Source organism: Clavibacter sp. VKM Ac-2872 (assembly GCF_015351105.1).
GTDB lineage: Bacteria > Actinomycetota > Actinomycetes > Actinomycetales > Microbacteriaceae > Clavibacter.
In genome coordinates this window covers 17,543-39,065 of sequence record NZ_JADKRR010000004.1, presented here as the reverse complement: position 1 = coordinate 39,065, position 21,523 = coordinate 17,543, and the positions used below count along the sequence as shown (strand labels likewise).

Here is a 21,523-nt window from a genome sequence, read left to right as displayed (position 1 = left end):
GCTCGATGTGTCGGGCTCGTGTCGGAGGGCGGCGGCGCGAGGCGGATCCAGTGGTGATCCCAGTGGCGGAGGGAGCGGGGCTCGGTCGCGGATCGCTCGAGGCCCGGGACCCCCCGAACGGGGTGGGACGCGGACGCCACCGCCGACCGGGATCGCCGTACGGTTCACAAGTGGGGAAATACGGGTATCGGGCGGGCGCACGGGCGCGGGCAGCATGGCGGATCGCCGGCTGGACGGCCGCGGCCGCCGTCGCGGCGTGCTCGGTCGGCCTGGTCGTCGCGGCGATCGGGAGCGGCGGGGCACCCGTCGAGAACGCGGGCGCCGTCGCGGAATCGGGCTTCGTCCCCGGTCCCGGCGCGACCATCGCGCCGGTCGCGCCGTTGGATCTCCCCGAGGATCCGGCCGTCCTCATGTTCGGCGACTCGTTCATCCTCGGACACGGCATCGAGACGTCGGGACGGCCCGCCTACCCCGCGCTGCTCGCGGACCGCGAGGGCTGGAGCGACGTGCGCCTCAACGCGGCGGCCGGCACCGGCTTCGCGGCCACGTCCGATCAGCCGGCGTACCCGGACCGCCTGGCCGCGATGGGCGACGACTTCACGCCCGACCTCGTGATCCTGCAGGGCAGCGTCAACGACATCAAGCCCGGCGAGGTCGCGGTGCGCAGGGGCGTGACGACGACCCTCGCGGACATCGCCGAGCGCTGGCCCGACGCCCAGACCGTGATCATCACGCCGATGACGGGCGTGCAGAGCTACGAGAAGCTCGCGTCCGGGTACAGCGGTCCCGCGCTCGGCAAGGCCCACGTCATCGACGCGACGGGGCCGGAGAGCTGGCTGCCCGTGGATCGCCCCGACCTCCGGACGGAGGACGAGTGGCACCCCAGCGCGAGCGGGCACGAGGCCATCGCCGCCGGGATCCAGGTGGCGCTCACGTCCCTCGCGGGCTGAGCCGGGCGACGGACCGGTCAGGCCTACGGGCCGGTCAGGCCTACGGGCCGGTGAGCGCGCGGCCGAAGCCGTCGACGCTGCGGACGCCGCGATCCGTGACGACCGACGCGAAGGGCGTGTCGGGGTTGTTGGGCAGGGACGGGCGCTCGACGCGGGTGTCGCGCGCGAAGGCCCCCACCACGACGACCCGCTGGGACGGGTACTTGCTCGGGGTCATGAACATGGTGCCGCGGCCGACCGACGTGTCCTGGGCGAGCCGCCCGCCCTGGTCGACGAGGCCCACGCCGATGCCGTGGGCGCCGCCGTCCCCGCCGGTCACGATGTTGTAGCCGACGACGGTGGCGCCGACGCCCGCCCCGATCTCCATCTGGTAACCGCCCGGTCCCGAGTTGCCCTCGAGGCGCATGCCGTTGATCCCGAGCTCGGAGACCATGGACGACGCGTTGCTCGTGGGGATGGCGAGGAAGCCGCGCGCCGCCTTGTTGCCGGCCCCGCAGCCGATGACGCGCGTGTTCTCGAAGCGCGCGTTCGTGGGGGCGATGCGGATCCCGCCCGCCGTGCAGTTCACGATCTCGGTGTCGCGCATCACGATGTCGATGGCGTTGACGCCGTCGCAGTCGACGCCCCAGGTGCCCGCCGTGATGACGCGCAGGCCCTCGATGACGTTCGCGTAGGAGTACTCGTCGCTGGCCGCGGTGAACGCCGCGCGCGCGAAGAAGACGCCGGCGGCGCCGGTGGCGTTCAGCTCGATGTCGGTGATTCGGCAGTGCAGCAGCGAGCGCAGGTACAGCCCGTGCCGGCCCGTGCGCGTGCCGGTGATGCTGAATCCGGTGAGCGAGACCGTCGCCTTGTTGTTCGCGGCGGGCCCGGCATCGGCGCCGATCTTGCCCTGCACCGTGAAGACGTCGCCGGTGGATCCCGCGATCTGCCGGATGGTCGTGACGCGCCGCCCGTAGCCCTCGATCGAGATGGCCGGGTACCCGTAGGGCGCTCCCGAGGCTGGCTGCTTCGGCCACGCGGCACCCGAGTAGTCGATGCCGGTGGACGTGACGCGGATCTCGCACGGCGGCAGGATCCCCCGCCCGCCGGTCTTCTGCAGCGCCGCGAAGAACGCGGCCATGGCCTTGGTGTGATCGGCCGCCGACGGCACGAAGCCGAACTGCTCCGGGTAGTAGACGCGCGACTGGTCGCCCACGACGGCGGCCGCCGACGCGGACGGCGCCGCGGCGGGCGCGGCGACGGCGGCCACGCCCGCGGTGGCGCCGACCGCAGCCAGGAAGACGGCGCGGCGGCCGAGGAGCGGTGGCCGCTCGGCGGGGGCCGGGGCGCCCGTGGCGATGGCCTCGACGGGCAGGTCGGAGGTGGACGCAGACGCGTCCGCGCGTGAGTGGAGCAAGGGGGAGCCTTCCGGATGGGCCGTGCTGACGGGCGCAGTCGGGCGGCGTCGATCCGCTCCCCCGAGCACCGGACGCCCCACGCTGGGTAGCGCAAGGGTGCGTCCTGCTGCCGCCCGGAGCGTACCCCCAGTTCGGGGAGGCGCGGCACGGGGTGTGCACGGCGCCGGATCCGCATGGCCAGGGGGATCCCGCCGCGTGCCGGAGGGGGCGGCCACCGACGAGGCGATGCGATGCTGGATCGCATGAGCATGCAGGCCGACGAACTCGTGATCGCGATGCTGACCGCCGAGGAGACGAGCGAGCGCTACGACCTGCTGAAGACCGCGCTCGAGGAGCACGACGACCGCGGCGTGCAGTACCTGTCGGGCGTCGTCGGACGGCTCCTCGCCTACATCGACGGGCTGCGCGAGCCCGAGGAGAACCGGATCGCGCTCGAGCGGTACACGCAGCGGGTCGCGCTGCAGTGGGCGCAGGAGGACGCGGGCTAGCCTGCGCGCCGGTGGCTCCGGACGGCGACGACCAGCGCCACGACGACCAGGAGCAGCCCCGCCGACCAGCAGACCGCGGCGAGGTCGGGAACCAGATGCGCAGCCAGGGGCATCGCCGCCGCCAGCACGATCATCGCGACGACCGACCGTCGCGGGGGCGCGCTCGGCGTCGCGGGCGGGCGTCTCGGCATGCTCGGCCTCCTGGCGGTGGGGATGCGACCATCAGGCCACACGTCACGGCGTCTCGCGGGCCGCGTGCACAGGCGCGGTCCGGATCCCGGTCAGAACCCCGTCGCCCGGATCCCCCAGCTGAGGGTCCACTCCTCGCCGGGCGCGAGGCGGCGCACGCCGACGCCGGAGTTGAAGGCGTCCGCGGGCGCGGTCATCGGCTCGATCGCGACCGCCTGGCGCCCGTGGGTCGGGAACTCGCGCGGCGTGTAGACCTGCAGGAACCCGAACGACGCGTCGGCCCAGAGCTCGACGCCGCGGCCGTCGGGCGCGGTGAGGCCATGGCGGCTCGTGCCGCCCTCCACGTGCACGTCGCCGTAGCCCGTGTTGAGGTCGAGCCCGCCGACGACGCGTCCGGCGCGGAGGTCCTCGGCGGCGCCGTCGACCGGGTGGTCGGCGACGGGGATCAGCGCGTCGTCGACCTCGGACCACGTGTCGGCGCGGACCGTGAGCGTGAGCTCGGCGGAGGGCACGCCGCCGATCGCGAGGTAGGGGTGCGCGCCGACCGCGACGGGCGCCGCGGCCCCGGAGTCGTTGTGGATCCGGTGCGTGACAACGAGGCCGTCGTCGGTGAGCCGGTAGGTGACGGAGGTGTCGAGGAGGAACGGGTAGCCGTGCTGCGGGAAGACGGTGGCGGAGAGGGTCACGCGGTCGTCGGCGCGGTCGGACGCCGTGTAGCCCGTGTTGCGGAGGAGGCCGTGCGAGGCGTTGCCGAGCGACGGCTCGGAGACGTCGAGCGCCTGGGCCTTCCCGTCGAGCTCGTAGCGGGCGCCGCGGATCCGGTTCGGCCACGGCACGAGGACCATGCCGGCGCCCATCGGGGCCACGACGTCGTCGCCGTAGGGCTCGACGAGGTCGACGCCGTCGAGGGTGAGGCCGCGGATCGCGGCGGCGAGCTGGACGACGGTGGCGCGGAGCTCGCCCGTCGGGCCGGCGTGGACGAGGTGGTGCTGCTCTCCGGTGACGGGTCTCATGGGATCCACGTTAGGGCCGCGCGGCCCCGGGCGACCCGCCCGCCTCGACGACGCGCAGGCCCGCGTCGCGCAGCCGGCGGACCTCGTGCGGGTCGGCGCCCGCGTCCGTGAGCAGCGTGTCGACGAGGTCGAGCGGCGCGACGGATCCGAGGTGGGTGCGGCCGAGCTTCGAGCCGTCGGCGACGACCACCGTGCGGGCGCTCGCGGCGACCATCCGGCGCTTCACCTCGGCCTCCGGCAGGTTCACGTTGGTGACGCCGCGGTCGACGTCGACCCCGTTGCCGCCGATGAACGCGATGTCCGGGTTGAGGCGGTCGAGCACCTCGGTGGCGAGCGGATCCACGAGGCTGTGCTGCAGCGCCCGGAGCGTGCCGCCCGTCACGACCACGGTGAACCGCGGCATGGCGCGCTCGAGCTCCAGGGCGAGGGTGAGCCCGTTCGTGATCACCGTGACGTCGACCAGGTCCTCGCGCGCGACCAGCGCGCGTGCCACCTGGAGGGTCGTGCTGCCGACGTCGAGCAGCACGCTCTGCCCGCTCTCCACGAGGTCGGCGGCGGCGCGGCCGATGGCGCGCTTGGCGTCGGCGGCCGACTCGAGCGTCACCTCGAGGCTCTGCTCGCGCGCGCCGAGGCCGGAGCGGAGGACCGCGCCGCCGTGCACGCGCTGGACGGCGGCGGAGTCGGCGAGCGCGTCGAGGTCGGCGCGGATGGTCACGGCGGAGACGCCGGCGTCGGCCGCGAGCTCGGCGACGGTCGCGAAGCCGCGGTCGCCGAGCCGCTCGAGGATGCGCGACCGGCGGGTCGCCGCGGGGACGGATGCGGTGTCGTCGGCCATCCCGCGAGCCTCGCCCACCGCTTGCAAGAACGCAAGCGGGCCCTTTCGCCGACGCAGATCCGAGCCCTGAGAGCCCGTAGGATCGGGGCATCATGCATGCCGACCAGACCGTCACGACGTCGCCGTCCGGGATCACGCAGCGCCGCACGCTGCTGTCCGACGGCCGCGAGCTCGTCTACTTCGACGACGCCGACACGACCCTCTCGCCCGAGCGCGCCGCCGACGCCCGACCCGCCGCGCCCCGACCGCCCACCGCGACGATGCGGCAGGACGTCCTCACGGGCGAGTGGGTCTCCATCGCGGCCGCGCGCCAGAACCGCGCGCACCTGCCGCCGGCGGAGCTCGATCCCCTCGCCCCCGCGACCCCGTCCAACCCGTCCGAGATCCCGAGCATGTACGACGTCGCGGTCTTCGAGAACAAGTCGCCGTCCTTCGGGCCCGCCCTCGCCGAGGCGGAGGGCGTGGACGCGCCCGTCGACGACGACGACCTCACCGCCATCGGCCTGGAGCGCACCCGCACCTCGGTGGGCCGCTGCGAGGTCGTCTGCTTCAGCCCCGCGCACACCGGCTCGTTCAGCGGCCTCACGCCGTCGCGCGCCCGCACCGTGGTGGAGGCGTGGGCCGAGCGCACGCGCGCCCTCTCGGCGATGCCCGGGATCCGCCAGGTGTTCCCGTTCGAGAACCGGGGCGAGGCCATCGGCGTGACGCTGCACCACCCGCACGGGCAGATCTACTCGTACCCCTACGTCACGCCGCGCACGCGCCGTCTCGTCGAGTCGATCGAGCGGTTCGGGCCGGGCCTGTTCCAGCGGATCCTCGAGACCGAGCAGGCGTCCGAGCGCGTCGTGCTCCGCGGCGAGCACTTCACGGCGTTCGTGCCGTTCGCGGCGCGCTGGCCCGTGGAGATCCACCTGCTGCCCCACCGGCACGTGCCCGACCTCGCCGAGACGACCGAGGCCGAGCGCGACGAGCTGGCGACGATGTACCTCAGGCTGCTGCAGGGGATGGACCGGATGTACGACACCCCGACGCCGTACATCGCCGCCTGGCACCAGGCGCCCGTGGACGCGCACCGCGACGAGATCCGGCTGATGCTGCAGATCACGTCGCCGCGCCGCGCCGCCGACAAGCTCAAGTTCCTGGCCGGATCCGAGGCGGCCATGGGCGCCTGGATCGGCGACGTGCCGCCGGAGAAGGCGGCCGAGATGATCCGGAAGGCAGTGGAGGACGCATGACCGACATCCGAGACGACGTGCGCGAGGGATTCCGCGCCCGCTTCGAGCGCGAGCCGCACGGCGTGTGGTCATCGCCCGGGCGCGTGAACCTCATCGGCGAGCACACCGACTACAACGCCGGGTTCGTGTTCCCGTTCGCGATCGACCGTCGCACGGTGATCGCGCTCGCGCCGCGGGACGACGACCGGATCCGCCTCGCGAGCTCCTTCTCCGATGAGGTCGTGGAGGCGCGCCTCGCCGACCTCACCGGCGAGCGCATCGAGGGCTGGCAGGCGTACCCGCTGGGCGTCGCGTGGGCGCTCGGGCAGCGCGGGGCCGACCTCGGCGCCGTGCCCGGCTTCGACGTGTTCATCGACAGCGACGTGCCCGTGGGCGCGGGGCTGTCCTCGTCGGCGGCGCTCGAGGGATCCATCGCCCTCGCGCTCGACGACATCTGGCGGCTCGGCCTCGACCGGCCGACGCTCGCCGCGGTGGGGCAGCTCGCCGAGAACGAGATCGTGGGCGCGCCGACCGGGATCATGGACCAGTCCGCGAGCCTCCTGGGCCAGCAGGACGCGGGCGTGTTCCTCGACTGCCGCTCGCTCGACGCCGAGGTCATCCCGCTCGGGCTCGAGGCGGCGGGCCTGACCATCGCCGTGATCGACACCCACGTCGCCCACGCGCACGCCGACGGCGGCTACCGCGCGCGCCGCGAGTCGTGTGAGAAGGGCGCGCGCCTGATGGGCGTCGCGTCGCTGCGCGAGCTCTCGGTCGACGACCTGGTCCGCGCCCGCGAGGTGCTCGACGACGAGACGTTCCGCCGCGTGCGCCACATCGTCACCGAGAACCAGCGCGTGCTCGACACCGTGCGCGCGCTCCGCGAGGAGGGCCCGCGCGCCATCGGCGAGCTGCTCGACGCGAGCCACCGCTCGATGCGCGACGACTTCGAGATCAGCGTCCCGGAGCTCGACCTCGCGGTCGAGGTCGCGCAGAACGAGGGCGCGATCGGCGCGCGCATGACGGGCGGCGGCTTCGGCGGATCGGCCATCGCGCTCATCGACGTCGACGCGCTCTCGCGCCTGCAGGTCGCCATCGACGGCGCGTTCGCGGAGCACGGTTACACGGGGCCGACCGTGTTCACGGTCACGCCGTCGGACGGGGCGAAGGCGGAGCAGTAGCGGCGGGCCTCCCCCCTAGGCTCGGCGGCATGCGACCACCCGAGGGCCTGACCGAGATCGTCGACGACCGGGACGGGGCCGTCCGTGAGATCGCGACCGCGCTGTCCACGTGGTTCCCCGCGTCCACGCATCCCGGCGGATTCGCGTGGGAGGCGTCCACCTGCCAGCTCCCCGAGCGCATGGCCGTCGTGCGCGACGGGGCCGGCGCGCTCATCGGCTGGGCCGGCTTCTCCGCCGACGACGCGCGCGTCGAATGCGCGCCCGGCGACGACGCCACGACCGACCTGCTGACCGGGTGGATCCTCGACGCGGCCGGCGACGGGCGCGTGAGCGTCGCCGTCCACCGCGGGCAGGACCGGCTGCGCGGGATCCTCGCCGGCCGCGGCTTCGTCGACGAGGCCGTCCCGCTCGCCGGGCTCCGCCACGCGGCCCGCGACTCGGGCGCGCGGCCGCCCGCCGGGTACCTGATCCGCCCGGTCGCGGAGGGCGAGGAGCAGGCCAAGGTCGAGACCCACCGCCGGGCGTGGAAGCCGGTCGAGCTGCCCTTCACCGACGGATCCGGCGACGGCATCGACCCCGACGCCGAGAGCCGCTTCGACGCGGACGGCTACGCGGCCATGCAGACCGCGGCCGTCTACCGGCGCGAGCTCGACCTCGTGATCGAGGCGCCCGACGGATCCCTGGCGGGCACCTGCACGGCCTGGCTCGACCCGGCGAGCGGCTGGGCGGAGCTCGAGCCGCTCGGCATCGTGCCCGCGCACCGCCGCCGCGGCCTCGCGCAGACGCTCGCGCTCGACGTCTGCCGCCGGGTCGGCGAGCTGGGCGGGCACGACGTGTTCATCAACGCCTCCCCGCTCCCCTACTACCGCGCGCCGTGGGACGCGTACGTCGCCGCGGGCTTCACGCCGATGGAGCGCGGCACGCGGATGCGCCCGGGCGCGTGACCCGGCGGCCTACCCTGGCCGCATGACCGTCGATCCCCAGGCCACCGTCCGCGCGCTCCCCGGATCCCCCGCGCCCGACATCGCGCCCGACGCCCTGGTGGCGGCGGGCGCGCGCGTCGTCGGGCGGGTGACGCTCGGCGCGGGATCCAGCGTGTGGTTCAACGCCGTGCTGCGCGCCGAGGCCGCGGACATCGCGATCGGCGCGGACTCGAACCTGCAGGACAACGTGAGCTGCCACGTCGACGCGGGCTTCCCGCTCACGGTCGGCCGGGGCGTGAGCGTCGGCCACAACGCGGTGCTGCACGGCTGCACGATCGAGGACGACTGCATCGTCGGCATGTCCGCGACCGTGATGAACGGCGCGGTCGTCGGCCGGGAGTCGCTGCTCGCGGGCGGCACGGTCGTGCTCGAGGGGCAGGTGATCCCGCCGCGCTCGCTCGTCGCGGGCGTGCCCGGCAAGGTGCGGCGCGCGCTCACGGACGACGAGGTCGCCGGGCTGCGCGCGAACGCCGCGCACTACGTGGAGAACGCGCGGCTGCATGCGGGCACGATCCCGACGCCGGCCGTCCTCCTGGGCGCGTCCACGGACACCGGACGCGAGGAGGGGACGGCCTGACCGGCCGTCCCCTCCTCCATCGTCGCCGCGCGATCCGCGGCGAGCGCCGTCAGCCGCGGAGCTCGGCGGCCAGGCGCGCGTCGCGCTCGGCGGCCAGCACCACGTTGACGAGCAGCATCGCGCGCGTCATCGGCCCGACGCCGCGCGGGTTCGGCGACAGGTGGCCGGCGACCTCGGCGACGGCCGGATCCACGTCGCCCGTGAGGCGTGCCTTCCCGGTCTCGGGGTCCACGACGCGCGTGATCCCCACGTCGAGCACCGCGGCGCCCGGCTTGACCCACTCCGGCCGGATGAGGTGCGCGACGCCGACGGCCGCGACCACGATGTCCGCCCGGCGGACCTCCTGCTCGAGGTCGCGCGTCCGCGAGTGCGTGAGCGTGACGGTGGCGTCGAGGCCCTTGCGCGTGAGCAGCAGGCCGAGCGGACGCCCGACCGTGAGGCCGCGGCCGACGACGACCACGTGCTGGCCGGCGATCGGCACCTCGTAGCGCTCGAGCATCTCGACGATGCCCGCCGGGGTGCACGGCAGCGGCGAGGTCAGCTCGCCCTGCACGCCGAGCACGAGGCGCCCGAGGTTGGTCGGGTGCAGGCCGTCGGCGTCCTTGGACGGGTCGATGAGCTCGAGCATCGCGTTCTCGTCGATGCCCGCCGGGAGCGGCAGCTGCACGATGTAGCCCGTGACGGCCGGGTCCGAGTTGAGGCGCTCGATCGCGGTGCGCACGTCGGCCTCGGTGGCGTCGGCCGGGAGGTCCATGCGGATGGACTCGATGCCCACCTCGGCGCAGTCGCGGTGCTTCCCGGCGACGTACGAACGGGATCCCGGGTCGTCGCCCACGAGGAGCGTGCCCAGGCCGGGCACGAGGCCCTGCTCGCGGAGGGCGCGGATCCGCACGGCGAGCTCCGACTTGACGGCCGACGCCGTGGCGACGCCGTCGAGCACGACCGCGGTCACTGGGTGAGGCCCTCGTAGAGCGGGAAGCCGTCGGTGAGCGTGAGCACGCGCGCGCGCAGGGCGGCGAGGTCGCTGCCGGGCTTGAGGGTCTCGGCGATGATGTCGGCCACCTCGGTGAACTCGGTCTCGCCGAAGCCGCGGGTCGCGAGCGCCGACGTGCCGATGCGGACACCGGACGTGACCATCGGCGGGCGCGGGTCGAACGGCACCGAGTTGCGGTTGACCGTGATGCCGACCTCGTGCAGCGCGTCCTCGGCCTGCTTGCCGTCGATGGGCGAGTCCCGCAGATCCGCGAGCACGAGGTGCACGTCGGTGCCGCCCGTGAGCACGGAGACGCCCGCCTCGGTGGAGTCGGCCGCGACGAGGCGCTCGGCGAGGATCTGCGCGCCCTGGATGGTGCGGCGCTGCCGGTCGGCGAACTCCTCGGTGGCCGCGATCTTGAACGCCGTGGCCTTGGCCGCGATGACGTGCATGAGCGGCCCGCCCTGCTGGCCCGGGAACACGGCCGAGTTGAGCTTCTTGGCGAGCGCGGTGTCGCGGCTGAGGATCACGCCGGACCGGGGACCCGCGAGGGTCTTGTGCACGGTGGAGGAGACGACGTCGGCGTACGGGACGGGCGAGGGGTGGACGCCCGCGGCCACGAGGCCCGCGAAGTGCGCCATGTCGACCCAGAGCGTGGCGCCGACCTCGTCGGCGATGGAGCGGAACGCGGCGAAGTCGAGGTGGCGGGGGTACGCCGACCAGCCGGCGATGATGACCTGCGGGCGGTGCGCGAGCGCCTTCTCCCGCACGACGTCCATGTCGATGAGGAAGGTGTCGGGGTCCACGCCGTACGCGGCCGCGTCGTAGAGCTTGCCGGAGAAGTTGAGCTTCATGCCGTGCGTGAGGTGGCCGCCGTGCGCGAGCTCGAGGCCGAGGATCGTGTCGCCGGGCTGCGCGATGGCGGCGAGGACGGCCGCGTTCGCGGTGGCGCCCGAGTGCGGCTGGACGTTCGCGAACTCGGCGCCGAAGAGGCTCTTCGCGCGGTCGATGGCGAGCTGCTCGGCGACGTCGACGAACTCGCATCCGCCGTAGTAGCGGCGGCCCGGGTAGCCCTCCGCGTACTTGTTGGTGAGCACGGATCCCTGCGACTGCAGCACCGCGCGCGGCACGAAGTTCTCGCTGGCGATCATCTCGAGGGTGCCGCGCTGGCGGCCGAGCTCCTGCTCGAGGACCGCCGCGATCTCCGGGTCGACCTCGGAGAGGGGGGCGTTGAAGGACTGGTCGACGGGCATGGGACTCCTTGAGCACGGTGGACGAATGGATGCGTCGTGGCCCAGGCGTACGGCCACCAACCGTGTGAGTCGCTCCCCGATGGTGACCCATCCGAACGCCAGTCGCGACGGCTCCGATCCTACCCGGGCGGGCGCGCGCCCGCGAGGCGCGCATCCGCCCAGGTGGCCGGCGGGCCGACCGCCCGACCGACCGGGGGCTGGCCGCCGGGCGACGGGATGCGATGGGCACGAACGATCCCGGGGTCACGCGACCCGCCCGCCCGTAGGATCGATGGGTCGGGCGATGGTGCCCGCCGGATGCGGAGGAAGGACCGAGCATGGGGAGCACATCGCTCACGACCGATCCCGCGGCAGGCGGACACGACCGCGACGACGCGCGCGCCCACGACGCCGCCGCCTCCCCGACCGGCGCCCCCGTCGAGCCGGCCGCCGCGCCCCCGTTCGACCGCGACGCCCTCGTCGCCGACCTCCGCCCGCTCGTGGGCGACGACGCCGACGCCCTCGCCGACGCGCTGGCCGCCGACCTCCGCGACGTGCGCGCCCGCCGGGCCGCGGCCGCCGACGACCTCGACCTCGACCTCCGCACGGGCGGCGTCTGCTACGTCGACCGGTACGCCGACGACCTCCGGGGCCTCGCCGCGCGGATCCCCGCGCTCGGCGACCTCGGCCTCACCCACCTGCAGATCACGCCGGTCGCCGCGCCCGCGGGCGACGCCGACGTGGACGACGCCGCGCTCCTCGCGCCGGGCGTGCGCGTGCGGGCCGGCCTCGGATCCGCGGCCGACCTCGGCGACCTCGTCGACGCGCTGCATGACGCCGGGCTGACGCTCGCGGTCGACCTCTCCGACGCGGATGCCGACGCGCCCCTGACCGACCGGATCCGCGGCGCCGTCCGCGAGGCCGTCGCCCTCGCCGCCGTCGGGGTCGACGTGATCCGCGTGGATCCCGCCGCCGTCCTCGGCGCGCACGACGCCGACCGGCCCGCCCTCCTCCGCGTCGTCGCCGCCCTCGGCCGCCGCGTCTCCCCCGCCTTCGCCCTGGCCCTCGCCGCCGACGCCGATCCGCGCGGTTCCGCCGAGCTCCTCGACGGCGACGCCGTGCGCCTCGCCGACGACCCCGCGCTGACCGCGCTCATCTGGGAGGCCCTCGCCACCCGGTCGGCCGCGCTCCTGTCCCGCGCCCTCGGGCGCCGCGGAGACGCGCCGGCCGGATCCGCCGGCACCGCGCGCGTCCGCAGCCACGACGCCCTCCGCTTCGCCTTCGACGACGACGACGCGCGCGCCCTCGGCATCGACCCCGACGAGCACCGCCGCTTCCTCGCCGACTTCCACCTGGGCCGGTTCGCCGGCAGCCACGCCCGCGGCGTCGAGCACGCCGACGGCGCGGTGGCCGGCACCACCGCGTCCCTCGCGGGCCTCGAGCAGGACGACCCGGGCGCGGTCGAGCGGATCCTGCTGGCCCACTCCATCGCGCTGAGCACCGGCGGCCTGCCGCTGATCGTGCTCGGCGACGAGGTCGGCCAGCTCAACGACTACGGATACGACGACGTCCCGGCGCACGCCGACGACAGCAGGTGGGTGAACCGGCCGCTCTACCCGTTCGACCGCTACGACCAGCGCGACGACCGCACCACGAGCACGGGCGTCATCCACGCCGGGATCCGCCGGCTCATCGCGGTCCGCCGGGCCACGCCCGCGCTCGGCGGCACGCGCGTCGTCGGCTTCGACGCGAACGACCCGCACGTGCTCGGCTACCAGCGTCCGCATGCGGACGGCACCGTGCTCGTGCTCGCGAACCTCGGCGACGAGCCCGCGACGGTCTCCGCCGAGACGCTCGGCGGATTCGCGGAGCACGCCGTCGACCTCGTGCGCGACGAGCGGCTCCGCCTCACGAAGGGCATCGTCCTCAGCCCGCGCACGTTCGTCTGGCTCCAGGCGGCTCACGACCTCGCGTGACACACTCGCAGGCACGGACGGGTCGGCACGGAGGAACGGCATGAGCGACGAGGGACGCGAGACGGACGAGCCCCGGGAGCAGGCGCGGCCCGCATCGGGGTTCGCCTGGCCCATGTGGGTCAACATCGGCTGGATCGCGCTCGGCGCCTGGCACGTGCTCGCGCCGGTCAACGACGCGTCCGGGTGGCTCGGCCTGTTCCAGATCGCGGTGGGCGCGTTCGGCATCCTCGCCTCGCGCCGCCGCGCGCGCCGGCTCGCCGAGGCGGAGGCCGACGCGCTGCCGCTCGAGGAGGTCATGCGGATCCCCGCCGACGTCGACGAGGAGCGCGCCCGGATCGCCGAGGCCGCCGCCGCGCACGCGGAGATGGACGCCCGGCTCCGCGCGCTCGCCATGCAGCTCGAGCAGCCCGGCACGCCCGGCGCGGATCCCGACAAGCCCGAGCCCCCTCGCCCGCCCGCGGGCCGGGGACGCGGCTGGGGTCGCGGCCGGAAGGACCGCGCCCGCGAGGACCGCGCCCGCCAGGTCTGGCCCGACGACGACATGCCGCCCGTCGCCCGCTGGTAGGCCCGCGGGTCAGCTGGCGCGCGTCACCCCGCGCGACATGATCGCCGAGGTCAGCGCCTCGATGGAGGCGCGCGGCCCGGCCGGGTTGTCCATCAGCACGTAGTCCACCTCGTCGAGCTCCGGCAGTCCGAGGCGCGAGGTCACCTTCACGAGGTCCGTGGGGATCAGCGCCTGCGGCAGCACCGCGACGCCCATGCCCGCGCGCACCGCCGCGAGCACGCCGTTCACGTCGCGCGTGCTGCACGTGATCCGCCAGGTGCGGCCCTCCCGCTCGAGCGCGTCCATCGCCATCTGCCTGCTGATGCTCGGCGCGCGGTACGCGATGAGCGGCACCGTCGCGCCCGGCTCCACCAGCGTGCGCTCGAGGCCGACCCACACCATGCGGTCGCGCCCGACGAGCCGCGCGCCCGGCTGCTCGTCGACCGTGGTCTTGGTGAGGATCAGGTCGAGCTGCCCGGCCAGCAGGCGCCGGTGCAGCGGCCCGCTCTGCGTCACCGTCAGCTCCAGCTCGATCTGCGGGTGCAGCTGCCGGAAGTGGCGGAGGATCCGCGGGAGCTGCGTGATGGCGAGGTCGTCCGCGGTGCCGAAGCGCAGGCGGCCGCTCACCTCGGATCCGCCGAAGTAGCTCTCGGCCGCGCGGTGCGCCGCGAGGATCGTGCGCGCGAAGCCGGCCATCGCGTCGCCCGCGTCGGTGAGGCGCATGGCCCGGGTGTCGCGCGCGATGAGGGTGCGGTCGACGGCCCGCTCCAGCCGCCGCACCTGCTGGCTCACGGTCGGCTGACTGATCCCGAGCCGCGCGGCCGCCTGCGTGAAGCTGCGGGTGTCGGCGACGGCGAGGAAGGTCGCGAGCAGGGTCGGGTCGAGCACGGCGCCTCCCGGCCATTCGAGGATGTGATGCCACTCATCATGTCGAGACGGGATCCGAATGGGAAGCCCGCCGGTAGCGTCGATCGCGGCTCGACGCCGAGCCCATCCATGCAGAACCGACGCCACCCATACGCAACCGCCACCGCAGGAACACCGTGACCCCGCCGAACGCCTTCCCCCCGACCGCCCCGCTCCCGACCCAGACGCAGCGCCCGCCGTGGCGCCACACGCTCATCGCGCTGAGCGTGCCGAACTTCCGCCGGTTCACGGCCTCCAACGTCATCGCCATGACCTCGGGCTGGATGCAGCGCATCGCCCAGGACTGGCTGGTGCTCGAGCTCACCGGCAGCGTCACCGCGGTCGGCATCACGGTCGCGATGCAGTTCGCGCCCATGCTGTTCTTCGGCCTGCTCGGCGGCGTCATCGTCGACCGGTGCTCGAAGCGGATGCTGATGATGATCACGCAGGGCACGTACGCGCTCCTCAGCGCGCTCCTCGCCGTGCTCACGCTCTCGGGCGCCGTCGAGGCGTGGCACATCTTCGCCATCGCGTTCGCGACCGGGCTCGTGACGGTGATCGACAACCCGGCGCGCCAGGTGTTCGTCACCGAGATCGTGGGGCAGCAGCACCTCCGGAACGCGATCAGCGTGAACTCGTCGGTGTTCCAGCTCGGCGGCATGGTGGGGCCCGCGCTCAGCGGGATCCTGCTGCTCGCCGTCGGCGCCGGCTGGTCGTTCGCGATCAACGCGCTCGCGTGCGTCGTGGTGGTGCTCACGCTGTGGAGCCTGAGGACCCGCGACCTGATCCGCATCCCGCCCGCCCCGCGCCGCCGCGGCCAGCTCGCGGAGGGCCTCCGGTACGCGCGCTCCAAGCCGACCATCCTGTGGCCCGTCGTGCTCGTGGCGGTGTTCAGCGTCTTCGGCCTGACGATGCCCGTGCTGCTCGCGGCGTTCGCGAGCCAGGTCTACGACGTGGGCGCCGGCGGCTACGGGTTCTTCAACTCGATGGTCGCGATCGGCGCGCTCACGGGCGCGCTGCTCTCGACCCGCCGCGCGACCGTGCGGCTGCGGACCATCGTCGTGGGCGTCGGGATCACCGGCCTGCTGCAGGCGGCCGCAGGGCTGATGCCCGGGATCGCGCCGTTCGCGGTGCTGCTCGTGACGGTCGGCATGGCGTCGCTGCTGTTCCAGACCGCCGCGAACTCGCTCGTGCAGCTCTCCAGCAACGTGGCCATCCGCGGCCGGGTGATGAGCGTCTACGTGCTCGTGCTGCTCGGCGGCCAGGCGATCGGCGGTCCGCTCATGGGCGGGATCGTCGAGGCGTGGGGCGTGCACGCCGGCATGGTCGTGTCCGGCGGGATGCCGGCGCTGGCCGCCGCGGTGGTCGCCGTGATCCTCGCGCGCCGCGGCCAGCTGACCCTCGAGGTCGTGGTGCGCCGGCACGTGCCGCGCGTGCGGATCACGCCCCGGGCTCCGGGTGCCGGCCGTCCCCGCGTCGCCGGGGCGGACGAGGGGACGGCCGGCGGCGGGCTCAGGCGCGCACGTCGATCGCGCGGTGGCGCTGCTGCACGCCGGCCGGGCCGTACGGGTACTCGGACACCACGGGCGCGCTCACCGCGCTGAGCGAGGCGATCTCGTCGGCCGTGAGCGCGAGGTCGGCCGAGGCCATGTTGTCCTCGAGCTGCTCCACGGTGCGGGCGCCGAGGATCACGCTGGTCACCGCCGGCTGCGCCTCGAGCCACGCGAGCGAGACCCGGGCCGAGCTGGATCCGTGCGCGTCCGCGATCCGGCGCACCTCGTCGAGGATCGCCCACGTGCGCTCCTGGCCGTTCCGCGGCGTGAACGCCTCCATGCCGCGCTCCGGGTCCTCGCCGAGGCGGGTCGCGCCGGTCGGCGTCTCGTCGCGGCGGTACTTGCCGGTGAGCCAGCCGCCCGCGAGCGGCGACCACGGCAGCAGGCCGATGCCGGCGTCGAGCGACGCGGGCACGATCTCCGACTCGATCTCGCGCACGAGCAGCGAGTACTGCGGCTGCAGGGTCACGGGCGGCGTGTAGCCCAGCGCCTTCGCGACCCCCACGGCCTTCGTCAGCTGCCAGCCCAGGTAGTTCGAGAAGCCGTAGTACGCGATCTTGCCGGCGCGGACGGCGTCGTCGAGGAAGCGCAGGGTCTCCTCGAGCGGGGTCACGGCGTCCCACGCGTGCATCTGGTAGAGGTCGATCGTGTCGACGCCGAGGCGGCGCAGCGAGTCGTCGAGCGCGCGGGTGAGGTGGCGGCGCGAGGTGCCGACGTCGTTGTTGCCCTCCCCCATCGGGAAGCGGCCCTTCGTGGCGACGACGAGCTGGTCGGCCTCGGTCGGGTGGGCCGCGAGCCAGCGGCCGACGATCTCCTCCGAGACGCCCGACGTGTAGACGTCCGCGGTGTCGATGAACGTGCCGCCGCCGTCGACGTACGCCGCGAGGATGCGTCCCGAGGTCTCCTCGTCCGCCTCCGCGCCGAAGGTCATGGTGCCGAGCGCGTAGGTCGAGACGATCGCGCCGCTGTTCCCGAGATTCCGGTACTGCATGTGGTTCCTCCATCGGATCCGCCGCGGGCGTCCCTGCCCGCGGTCTGCTCCAGCATGCACCGCCCGGGCGGCCGGGAACCGGGCGGAGCCGCTCGGTACCATGGCGGCATGTCCGTCGACGAGCTCTCCAGCGCCGCGCAGGACTACCTCAAGCTCATCTGGACCGCCACCGAGTGGACCGACCAGCCGATGACCGTGAGCCGCCTCGCCGAGCGGCTCGGGATCCGGCCCGCGACCGCCTCCGACGGGATCCGCCGCCTCACCGCGCAGGGCCTCGTGGAGCACCGGCCGTACGGCAGCATCGAGCTCACCGACGACGGCCGGCGCCACGCGATCCAGATGGTGCGCCGCCACCGCCTGCTCGAGACGTTCCTCGTGGAGGTGCTCGGCTACGGGTGGGACGAGGTGCACGACGAGGCCGAGGTGCTCGAGCACGCGGTCTCCGACGACTTCGTGGCGCGCATCGACGCGCACCTCGGGCACCCGTCGCGGGATCCGCACGGTGACCCCATCCCCTCGGCCGACGGCGAGCCGCACCTGCCGGACGCGACCCGGCTCGCGGAGGCCGCCGCCGACCGGCCCATGCGCGTGCGGCGCATCTCCGACGAGGATCCGCGGCTGCTGCGCGAGCTCGCCGACCACGGCATCGGGCTGGACGCGACGCTCGTGCGCGAGGCCGCGTCCGGCTCTCCCGGCGCCGTGCGCGTGACGGTCGACGGGTCCGCGGCGAGGCCGCTCACGCCCGCCGCCGCCTCCGCGGTCTGGGTGTCCGACGCCGACTGACGCCCGGCCGACCCGCGTGCGTCAGCCCGTGACGGTGAGCACGACGAGCGCGACGTTCAGCACCACCACGAGCGACACCGCCACCCACGCCGCGACGCGCGTGAGCGGCCGGTCGACGTGCGCGCCCATCACGCGGCGGTCGCCCGTGAGGCGGATGAGCGGGACGAGCGCGAACGGGATCCCGAGGCTCAGCACCACCTGGCTGATCACGAGCGCGGTCGTCGGGTCCACGCCGACGGCGAGGATCGCGAGCGCCGGGATCAGCGTCACCACGCGCCGCGCCAGCAGCGGCACCTTCACGTGCAGCAGGCCGCCCATGATCGCCGCGCCCGCGTAGGCACCCACCGACGTCGACGCGAGGCCTGATGCGAGCAGCCCGACCGCGAAGACGACGCCGACGACCGGCCCGAGCGACGCCGTGATGGCGGCGTGCGCGCCCTCGATCGAGTCGGTGCCGGCCACGCCGCCGAGGCTCGCGGCCGCGATGAGGAGCATGGAGATGTTGACGGCGCCGGCCACGACGAGCGCCGTGACCACGTCCCAGCGCGTCGCCCGGATGAGGCGCCGGAGCACGCCGTCGTCGGTCTGCACGCCGTGCCGGTCGCGGCTGAGGGAGGAGTGCAGGTAGACGGCGTGCGGCATCACGGTCGCGCCGAGCATGCTCGCGGCGAGGAGGACGCTGTCCGGCCCGTCGAAGCGCGGGACGAGGCCGCCCGCGATGCCGGACGCCGACAGCGGGCTCACGACGAGGCCCGTGAGGAAGCCGACGGTGATCACGACCAGGAGCGCGCCGATCACGAGCTCGAACGGCCGCTGCCCGTGCCGCGACTGCACGGCGAGGAGGCCGATGGAGACGAGGCCGACGATCACACCGCCCGCGACGAGCGGGATCCCGAACAGCAGGTGCAGCGCGATCGCCCCGCCGATGACCTCCGCGAGGTCGGTGGCCGCGGCGATCAGCTCGGCCTGCACCCAGAACGCGCGGCGCCGCCCGGTCGGCAGCCGCTGCCCGAGCAGCTCCGGGAGGCTGCGGCCCGTGACGAGCCCGAGCTTCGCCGACTGGTACTGCACGAGCACGGCGATGGCGTTCGCGGCGACCAGCACCCACACGAGCAGGTAGCCGTAGCGCGCGCCCGTGGTGAGGTTGGCGGCGACGTTGCCGGGATCCACGTAGGCGATGGCCGCGACGAACGCCGGCCCGAGCAGGAGCACGAGCCGCGGGCCGGTGACGGGCCGGCGCGCGCGCTCGGGGGCGGTACGGGTCATGGCGGCCTCTCCGTGGAAGTGTTAGCCGAGGCTAACATCCGTTCGCGCACACGCGGAAGGGCCCGTCCGGATGCGGACGGGCCCTTCGGTCAGCGGCGCGCGCGGCGGCCGGCCGGCCGCGGATCGGCGCGGATCAGCTCGCGCAGCGCCCCGGCGCGAGGAACGCGGAGTCGTCCTCCGCCTCGCCGCGCACGATGCGCACCCACTGCGTGAGGAGGGCGGCGCCGGCCTCGTCGTGGATCAGGTCGCCGGCCGTGAGCACGGGGTACGGCGTCGCGGGGATCCCGTCGGCCGGCCGCACGTCGACGTGCGCGACCTCGTGGCCGTTCTCGTGCAGCCAGCGGGCCATGGCGTAGTCGGTGCGCGAGTCGCCGACCGTGCGCCAGCGCTGCGGCAGCGGGCCGCTGTCGGCCAGCAGCTCGAGGGCGCGGGCGGCGCCGAGGTCCTTGCCGAGGCGGATCGACTCGACGTCGGTGGAGATGATCGTGGGATCCACGCGCACCTGCACGTTCCCCTGCGCGTCCGGCACCTCGACGCCCTCGAGCACCGAGCCGAGGCCGTGCGCCGTGAGCATCTCGACCGCGCACGCGTCGAGGTCGGGCTGCACGCGGAGGTAGTCCGCGGAGGAGACGCTCGTGAGCTGCTCGACCGAGACCATCGCGTGCTTGGTGGTGTCGAAGAACATCCAGTCGGCGAAGCGCTCGGCGACGAGCCGCTCCATGTCGCGCATGAACGCCTCCGGCAGCGCGAGCGACCGGTCGACGTGCACCTCCCCCGCGCCGTCCGGCGTGATGGAGAACCAGGACGCGCCCTTCTCGCACACGGCGTGCACGCGCGCGCCAGCAGGGAGCCCCGCGTCGAGCAGCGGGTCGACGACCTGGTCGCGGATGAAGGCGTCCGAGCGGCCGGTGTTGAAGACGACGGGCACGCCGGCGGCCGCGAGCTCCACGAGGTCGGCCGCGATGCTCGGGATGGCGAGGGTGCGGGTGAGCGGGCTGGCGATGGGGCCGTCGACGTCGAGGAGGAGGCCGAGGGGCGCGGGGGTCGTGGTCACGATTCCCATCCTCCCGCAGGCGTGAGGCGCCCCCGTGCGACTGGGGAGGGCGGTCGGATCAGACGGCGATGCGCGCGGCGGCCGCGCGACCCCGGGCGGCCCGGCCGGCGGATCCCACGACGAGCACGACCGACACCGCCATCACCGCGAGGAACGCCCCCGGCAGCGCGGCGATGCCGAGTCCGTCGAGCAGCGCGCCGCCCACGAGCGCGCCGCCGCCGATGCCGACGTTGAACGCGGTCGTGTAGAAGGAGCTGGCCGTGTCCCGGAACGACGGGTGCGCGGCGTGCAGCATGCGCGTCTGGAGCAGGGTCGGGATGGCGCCGAACGCGAGGCCCCACAGGAGGAAGCCGGGGATCGCCACGGCCCATAGCCCGGGCACGAACGCGAGCGCGCTGACCCCCGCGGCCGCCGCCGCGAGCCCCGCGAGCACGCCCAGCTGCGGTCGGCTGGCGAACACGGTGCCCGCGATGACGAGCCCGACCGCGCCGGCGATGCCGTAGCCGAAGAGCATGGCGCTGAGCTGCTGCTCGGGGATGCCCATGACGCGCGTGACGAACGGGTCGACGTACGTGTAGAGGCCGTAGTGGCCGATCATGATGACCATCGCCGTGAGGCACACGAGGAGCACGCCGCCGAGGCCCTGCCCGGCCATGCGCTGCCGCATCCCGACGCGTCCGCCGGCGGGCGCGTCGGCGGGCACCTCGCGTGCGGGCCGCCCGACCGCCGGCAGGAACCGCCACACGAGCAGGATCCCCAGGAGCGTGAGCACGCCGATCCCCGCGAACGCCGCCCGCCAGCCGAACGCCTGCCCGGCCGCGGTGCCGAGCGGCACGCCGAGCACGAACGCGAGGCTGCCGCCGCCGACCGTGAGCGCGACCGCCCGGCCGATGAGCGCGGGCGGCACGAGGTGCGCCGAGTACGCGCCGACGACCGCCCAGAACAGGCCGTGCGCGAGCCCGCCGAGCACGCGCGTCGCCGTGACGAGCTCGAAGGTCGGCGCCAGCGCCGTGAGGAGGTTGCTCGTCGCGAAGACCGCGAGCACCGCGAGCAGCAGCGCGTGCCGCGGGACCCGTCGGGTGAGGGCCGCGAGCGGCGCGCTGGAGACGACCACCGCGACCGCGAACACCGAGACGAGCAGGCCCACGCGCGACTCGTCGACGCCGAGGTCGCCGCTCATCTCGCTGAGGAGGCCCGTGGGCAGCATCTCGCTCGTGACGCTGAGGAACACGCACGCGGCGAGCGTGAGGATCCCGACCCAGGGGAACCGGAACGACGGGTCGATCCCGGGCCGCGTACGGCGGCGGCCGGCGCGCTCGGCGCGCTCGAGGTCGGGCAGGAATATGGGGGAGGTGTTCGTCATGGGACCTGAGGGGACGTGACGGCGGGAGTGCTCCCGGGGCCGGCGGGATCCGCGCAGC

The 21,523-nt window shown here is 74.5% G+C and carries 21 protein-coding genes and 1 riboswitch; of the genes, 10 read left to right on the top strand and 11 right to left on the bottom strand.

Annotation, left to right across the window (positions count from 1 at the left end):
• Positions 1-170: 170 nt before the first annotated feature.
• Positions 171-950: an SGNH/GDSL hydrolase family protein gene (locus ITJ40_RS14765; protein ID WP_194667796.1), complete on the top strand. Its 780-nt coding sequence runs from the start codon at positions 171-173 to the stop codon at positions 948-950.
• A 40-nt stretch (positions 951-990) separates the two neighbouring features.
• Here ITJ40_RS14765 and ITJ40_RS14760 read toward each other — a convergent pair whose 3' ends face one another.
• Positions 991-2,346, bottom strand: a complete 1,356-nt coding sequence (locus tag ITJ40_RS14760; protein ID WP_194667795.1) for a hypothetical protein — start codon at positions 2,344-2,346, stop codon at positions 991-993.
• 243 nt (positions 2,347-2,589) lie between these two features.
• Here ITJ40_RS14760 and ITJ40_RS14755 point away from each other — a divergent pair, with 243 nt between their 5' ends.
• A complete protein-coding gene (locus ITJ40_RS14755) occupies positions 2,590-2,835 on the top strand; it encodes a hypothetical protein (RefSeq protein ID WP_228512601.1) in 246 nt (81 codons plus the stop codon).
• Here the strand turns inward: ITJ40_RS14755 and ITJ40_RS14750 are convergent.
• The 3 genes from ITJ40_RS14750 to ITJ40_RS14740 form a co-directional block, all read right to left on the bottom strand.
• Positions 2,832-3,026, bottom strand: a complete 195-nt coding sequence (locus ITJ40_RS14750) for a hypothetical protein (protein WP_194667793.1) — start codon at positions 3,024-3,026, stop codon at positions 2,832-2,834. The two genes, ITJ40_RS14755 and ITJ40_RS14750, sit on opposite strands and share 4 nt — an antisense overlap.
• 90 nt (positions 3,027-3,116) lie before the next feature.
• Positions 3,117-4,037, bottom strand: coding sequence for an aldose 1-epimerase family protein (locus ITJ40_RS14745; RefSeq protein ID WP_194667792.1), 921 nt, complete (start codon positions 4,035-4,037; stop codon positions 3,117-3,119).
• A 10-nt stretch (positions 4,038-4,047) separates the two neighbouring features.
• A complete protein-coding gene (locus ITJ40_RS14740) occupies positions 4,048-4,872 on the bottom strand; it encodes a DeoR/GlpR family DNA-binding transcription regulator (protein ID WP_194667791.1) in 825 nt (274 codons plus the stop codon).
• 92 nt (positions 4,873-4,964) lie between these two features.
• Here ITJ40_RS14740 and galT point away from each other — a divergent pair, with 92 nt between their 5' ends.
• From galT to ITJ40_RS14720, 4 genes are read left to right on the top strand one after another with little or no spacing between them, the layout of a single operon-like run.
• A complete protein-coding gene (galT, locus tag ITJ40_RS14735) occupies positions 4,965-6,107 on the top strand; it encodes a galactose-1-phosphate uridylyltransferase (protein ID WP_194667790.1) in 1,143 nt (380 codons plus the stop codon).
• Positions 6,104-7,264 carry a galactokinase gene (gene galK, locus ITJ40_RS14730; RefSeq protein ID WP_194667789.1) on the top strand — a complete coding sequence of 387 codons (1,161 nt, stop codon included), beginning with the start codon at positions 6,104-6,106 and terminating at the stop codon, positions 7,262-7,264. The genes galT and galK overlap by 4 nt, the downstream gene beginning before the upstream one ends.
• A gap of 29 nt (positions 7,265-7,293) precedes the next feature.
• Positions 7,294-8,208, top strand: a complete 915-nt coding sequence (locus ITJ40_RS14725; protein WP_194667788.1) for a GNAT family N-acetyltransferase — start codon at positions 7,294-7,296, stop codon at positions 8,206-8,208.
• Between the two features lie 22 nt (positions 8,209-8,230).
• A complete protein-coding gene (locus tag ITJ40_RS14720; protein WP_194667787.1) occupies positions 8,231-8,824 on the top strand; it encodes a gamma carbonic anhydrase family protein in 594 nt (197 codons plus the stop codon).
• A 49-nt stretch (positions 8,825-8,873) separates the two neighbouring features.
• On the opposite strand, the gene ITJ40_RS14715 is transcribed toward ITJ40_RS14720, so the two are convergent.
• Both ITJ40_RS14715 and glyA read right to left on the bottom strand, forming a co-directional pair.
• A complete protein-coding gene (locus tag ITJ40_RS14715; protein WP_194667786.1) occupies positions 8,874-9,776 on the bottom strand; it encodes a bifunctional methylenetetrahydrofolate dehydrogenase/methenyltetrahydrofolate cyclohydrolase in 903 nt (300 codons plus the stop codon).
• Complete coding sequence (gene glyA / locus ITJ40_RS14710; RefSeq protein ID WP_194667785.1) at positions 9,773-11,050, bottom strand: serine hydroxymethyltransferase; 1,278 nt, start codon at positions 11,048-11,050, stop codon at positions 9,773-9,775. Before glyA ends, ITJ40_RS14715 begins: the two co-directional genes overlap by 4 nt.
• Before the next feature lie 32 nt (positions 11,051-11,082).
• A riboswitch (ZMP/ZTP riboswitch) is annotated at positions 11,083-11,166 on the bottom strand.
• 201 nt (positions 11,167-11,367) lie between these two features.
• Between glyA and ITJ40_RS14705 the strand changes: the two genes are divergently transcribed.
• Positions 11,368-13,005: a DUF3459 domain-containing protein gene (locus tag ITJ40_RS14705; RefSeq protein ID WP_194667784.1), complete on the top strand. Its 1,638-nt coding sequence runs from the start codon at positions 11,368-11,370 to the stop codon at positions 13,003-13,005.
• 40 nt (positions 13,006-13,045) lie between these two features.
• Positions 13,046-13,570 carry a hypothetical protein gene (locus ITJ40_RS14700; protein WP_194667783.1) on the top strand — a complete coding sequence of 175 codons (525 nt, stop codon included), beginning with the start codon at positions 13,046-13,048 and terminating at the stop codon, positions 13,568-13,570.
• A gap of 9 nt (positions 13,571-13,579) precedes the next feature.
• On the opposite strand, the gene ITJ40_RS14695 is transcribed toward ITJ40_RS14700, so the two are convergent.
• Positions 13,580-14,437: a LysR substrate-binding domain-containing protein gene (locus ITJ40_RS14695; RefSeq protein WP_043586167.1), complete on the bottom strand. Its 858-nt coding sequence runs from the start codon at positions 14,435-14,437 to the stop codon at positions 13,580-13,582.
• A gap of 155 nt (positions 14,438-14,592) precedes the next feature.
• Between ITJ40_RS14695 and ITJ40_RS14690 the strand changes: the two genes are divergently transcribed.
• Positions 14,593-16,059, top strand: a complete 1,467-nt coding sequence (locus ITJ40_RS14690) for an MFS transporter (protein ID WP_194667782.1) — start codon at positions 14,593-14,595, stop codon at positions 16,057-16,059.
• On the opposite strand, the gene ITJ40_RS14685 is transcribed toward ITJ40_RS14690, so the two are convergent.
• Positions 15,968-16,999, bottom strand: a complete 1,032-nt coding sequence (locus ITJ40_RS14685; RefSeq protein WP_194667781.1) for an aldo/keto reductase — start codon at positions 16,997-16,999, stop codon at positions 15,968-15,970. The two genes, ITJ40_RS14690 and ITJ40_RS14685, sit on opposite strands and share 92 nt — an antisense overlap.
• Positions 17,000-17,107: 108 nt before the next feature.
• On the opposite strand from ITJ40_RS14685, the gene ITJ40_RS14680 reads away from it, so the two are divergent.
• Entirely contained in the window at positions 17,108-17,782 is a 675-nt protein-coding gene (locus tag ITJ40_RS14680; protein WP_194667780.1) for a metal-dependent transcriptional regulator, read from the top strand.
• A 21-nt stretch (positions 17,783-17,803) separates the two neighbouring features.
• On the opposite strand, the gene ITJ40_RS14675 is transcribed toward ITJ40_RS14680, so the two are convergent.
• The 3 genes from ITJ40_RS14675 to ITJ40_RS14665 all read right to left on the bottom strand — a co-directional run bounded on the left by ITJ40_RS14675 (position 17,804) and on the right by ITJ40_RS14665 (position 21,465).
• Positions 17,804-19,048, bottom strand: coding sequence for an Nramp family divalent metal transporter (locus tag ITJ40_RS14675; RefSeq protein ID WP_194667779.1), 1,245 nt, complete (start codon positions 19,046-19,048; stop codon positions 17,804-17,806).
• Between the two features lie 133 nt (positions 19,049-19,181).
• Positions 19,182-20,111, bottom strand: coding sequence for a hypothetical protein (locus ITJ40_RS14670; RefSeq protein WP_194667778.1), 930 nt, complete (start codon positions 20,109-20,111; stop codon positions 19,182-19,184).
• A 49-nt stretch (positions 20,112-20,160) separates the two neighbouring features.
• A complete protein-coding gene (locus ITJ40_RS14665) occupies positions 20,161-21,465 on the bottom strand; it encodes an MFS transporter (protein WP_194667777.1) in 1,305 nt (434 codons plus the stop codon).
• Positions 21,466-21,523 lie beyond the last annotated feature (58 nt).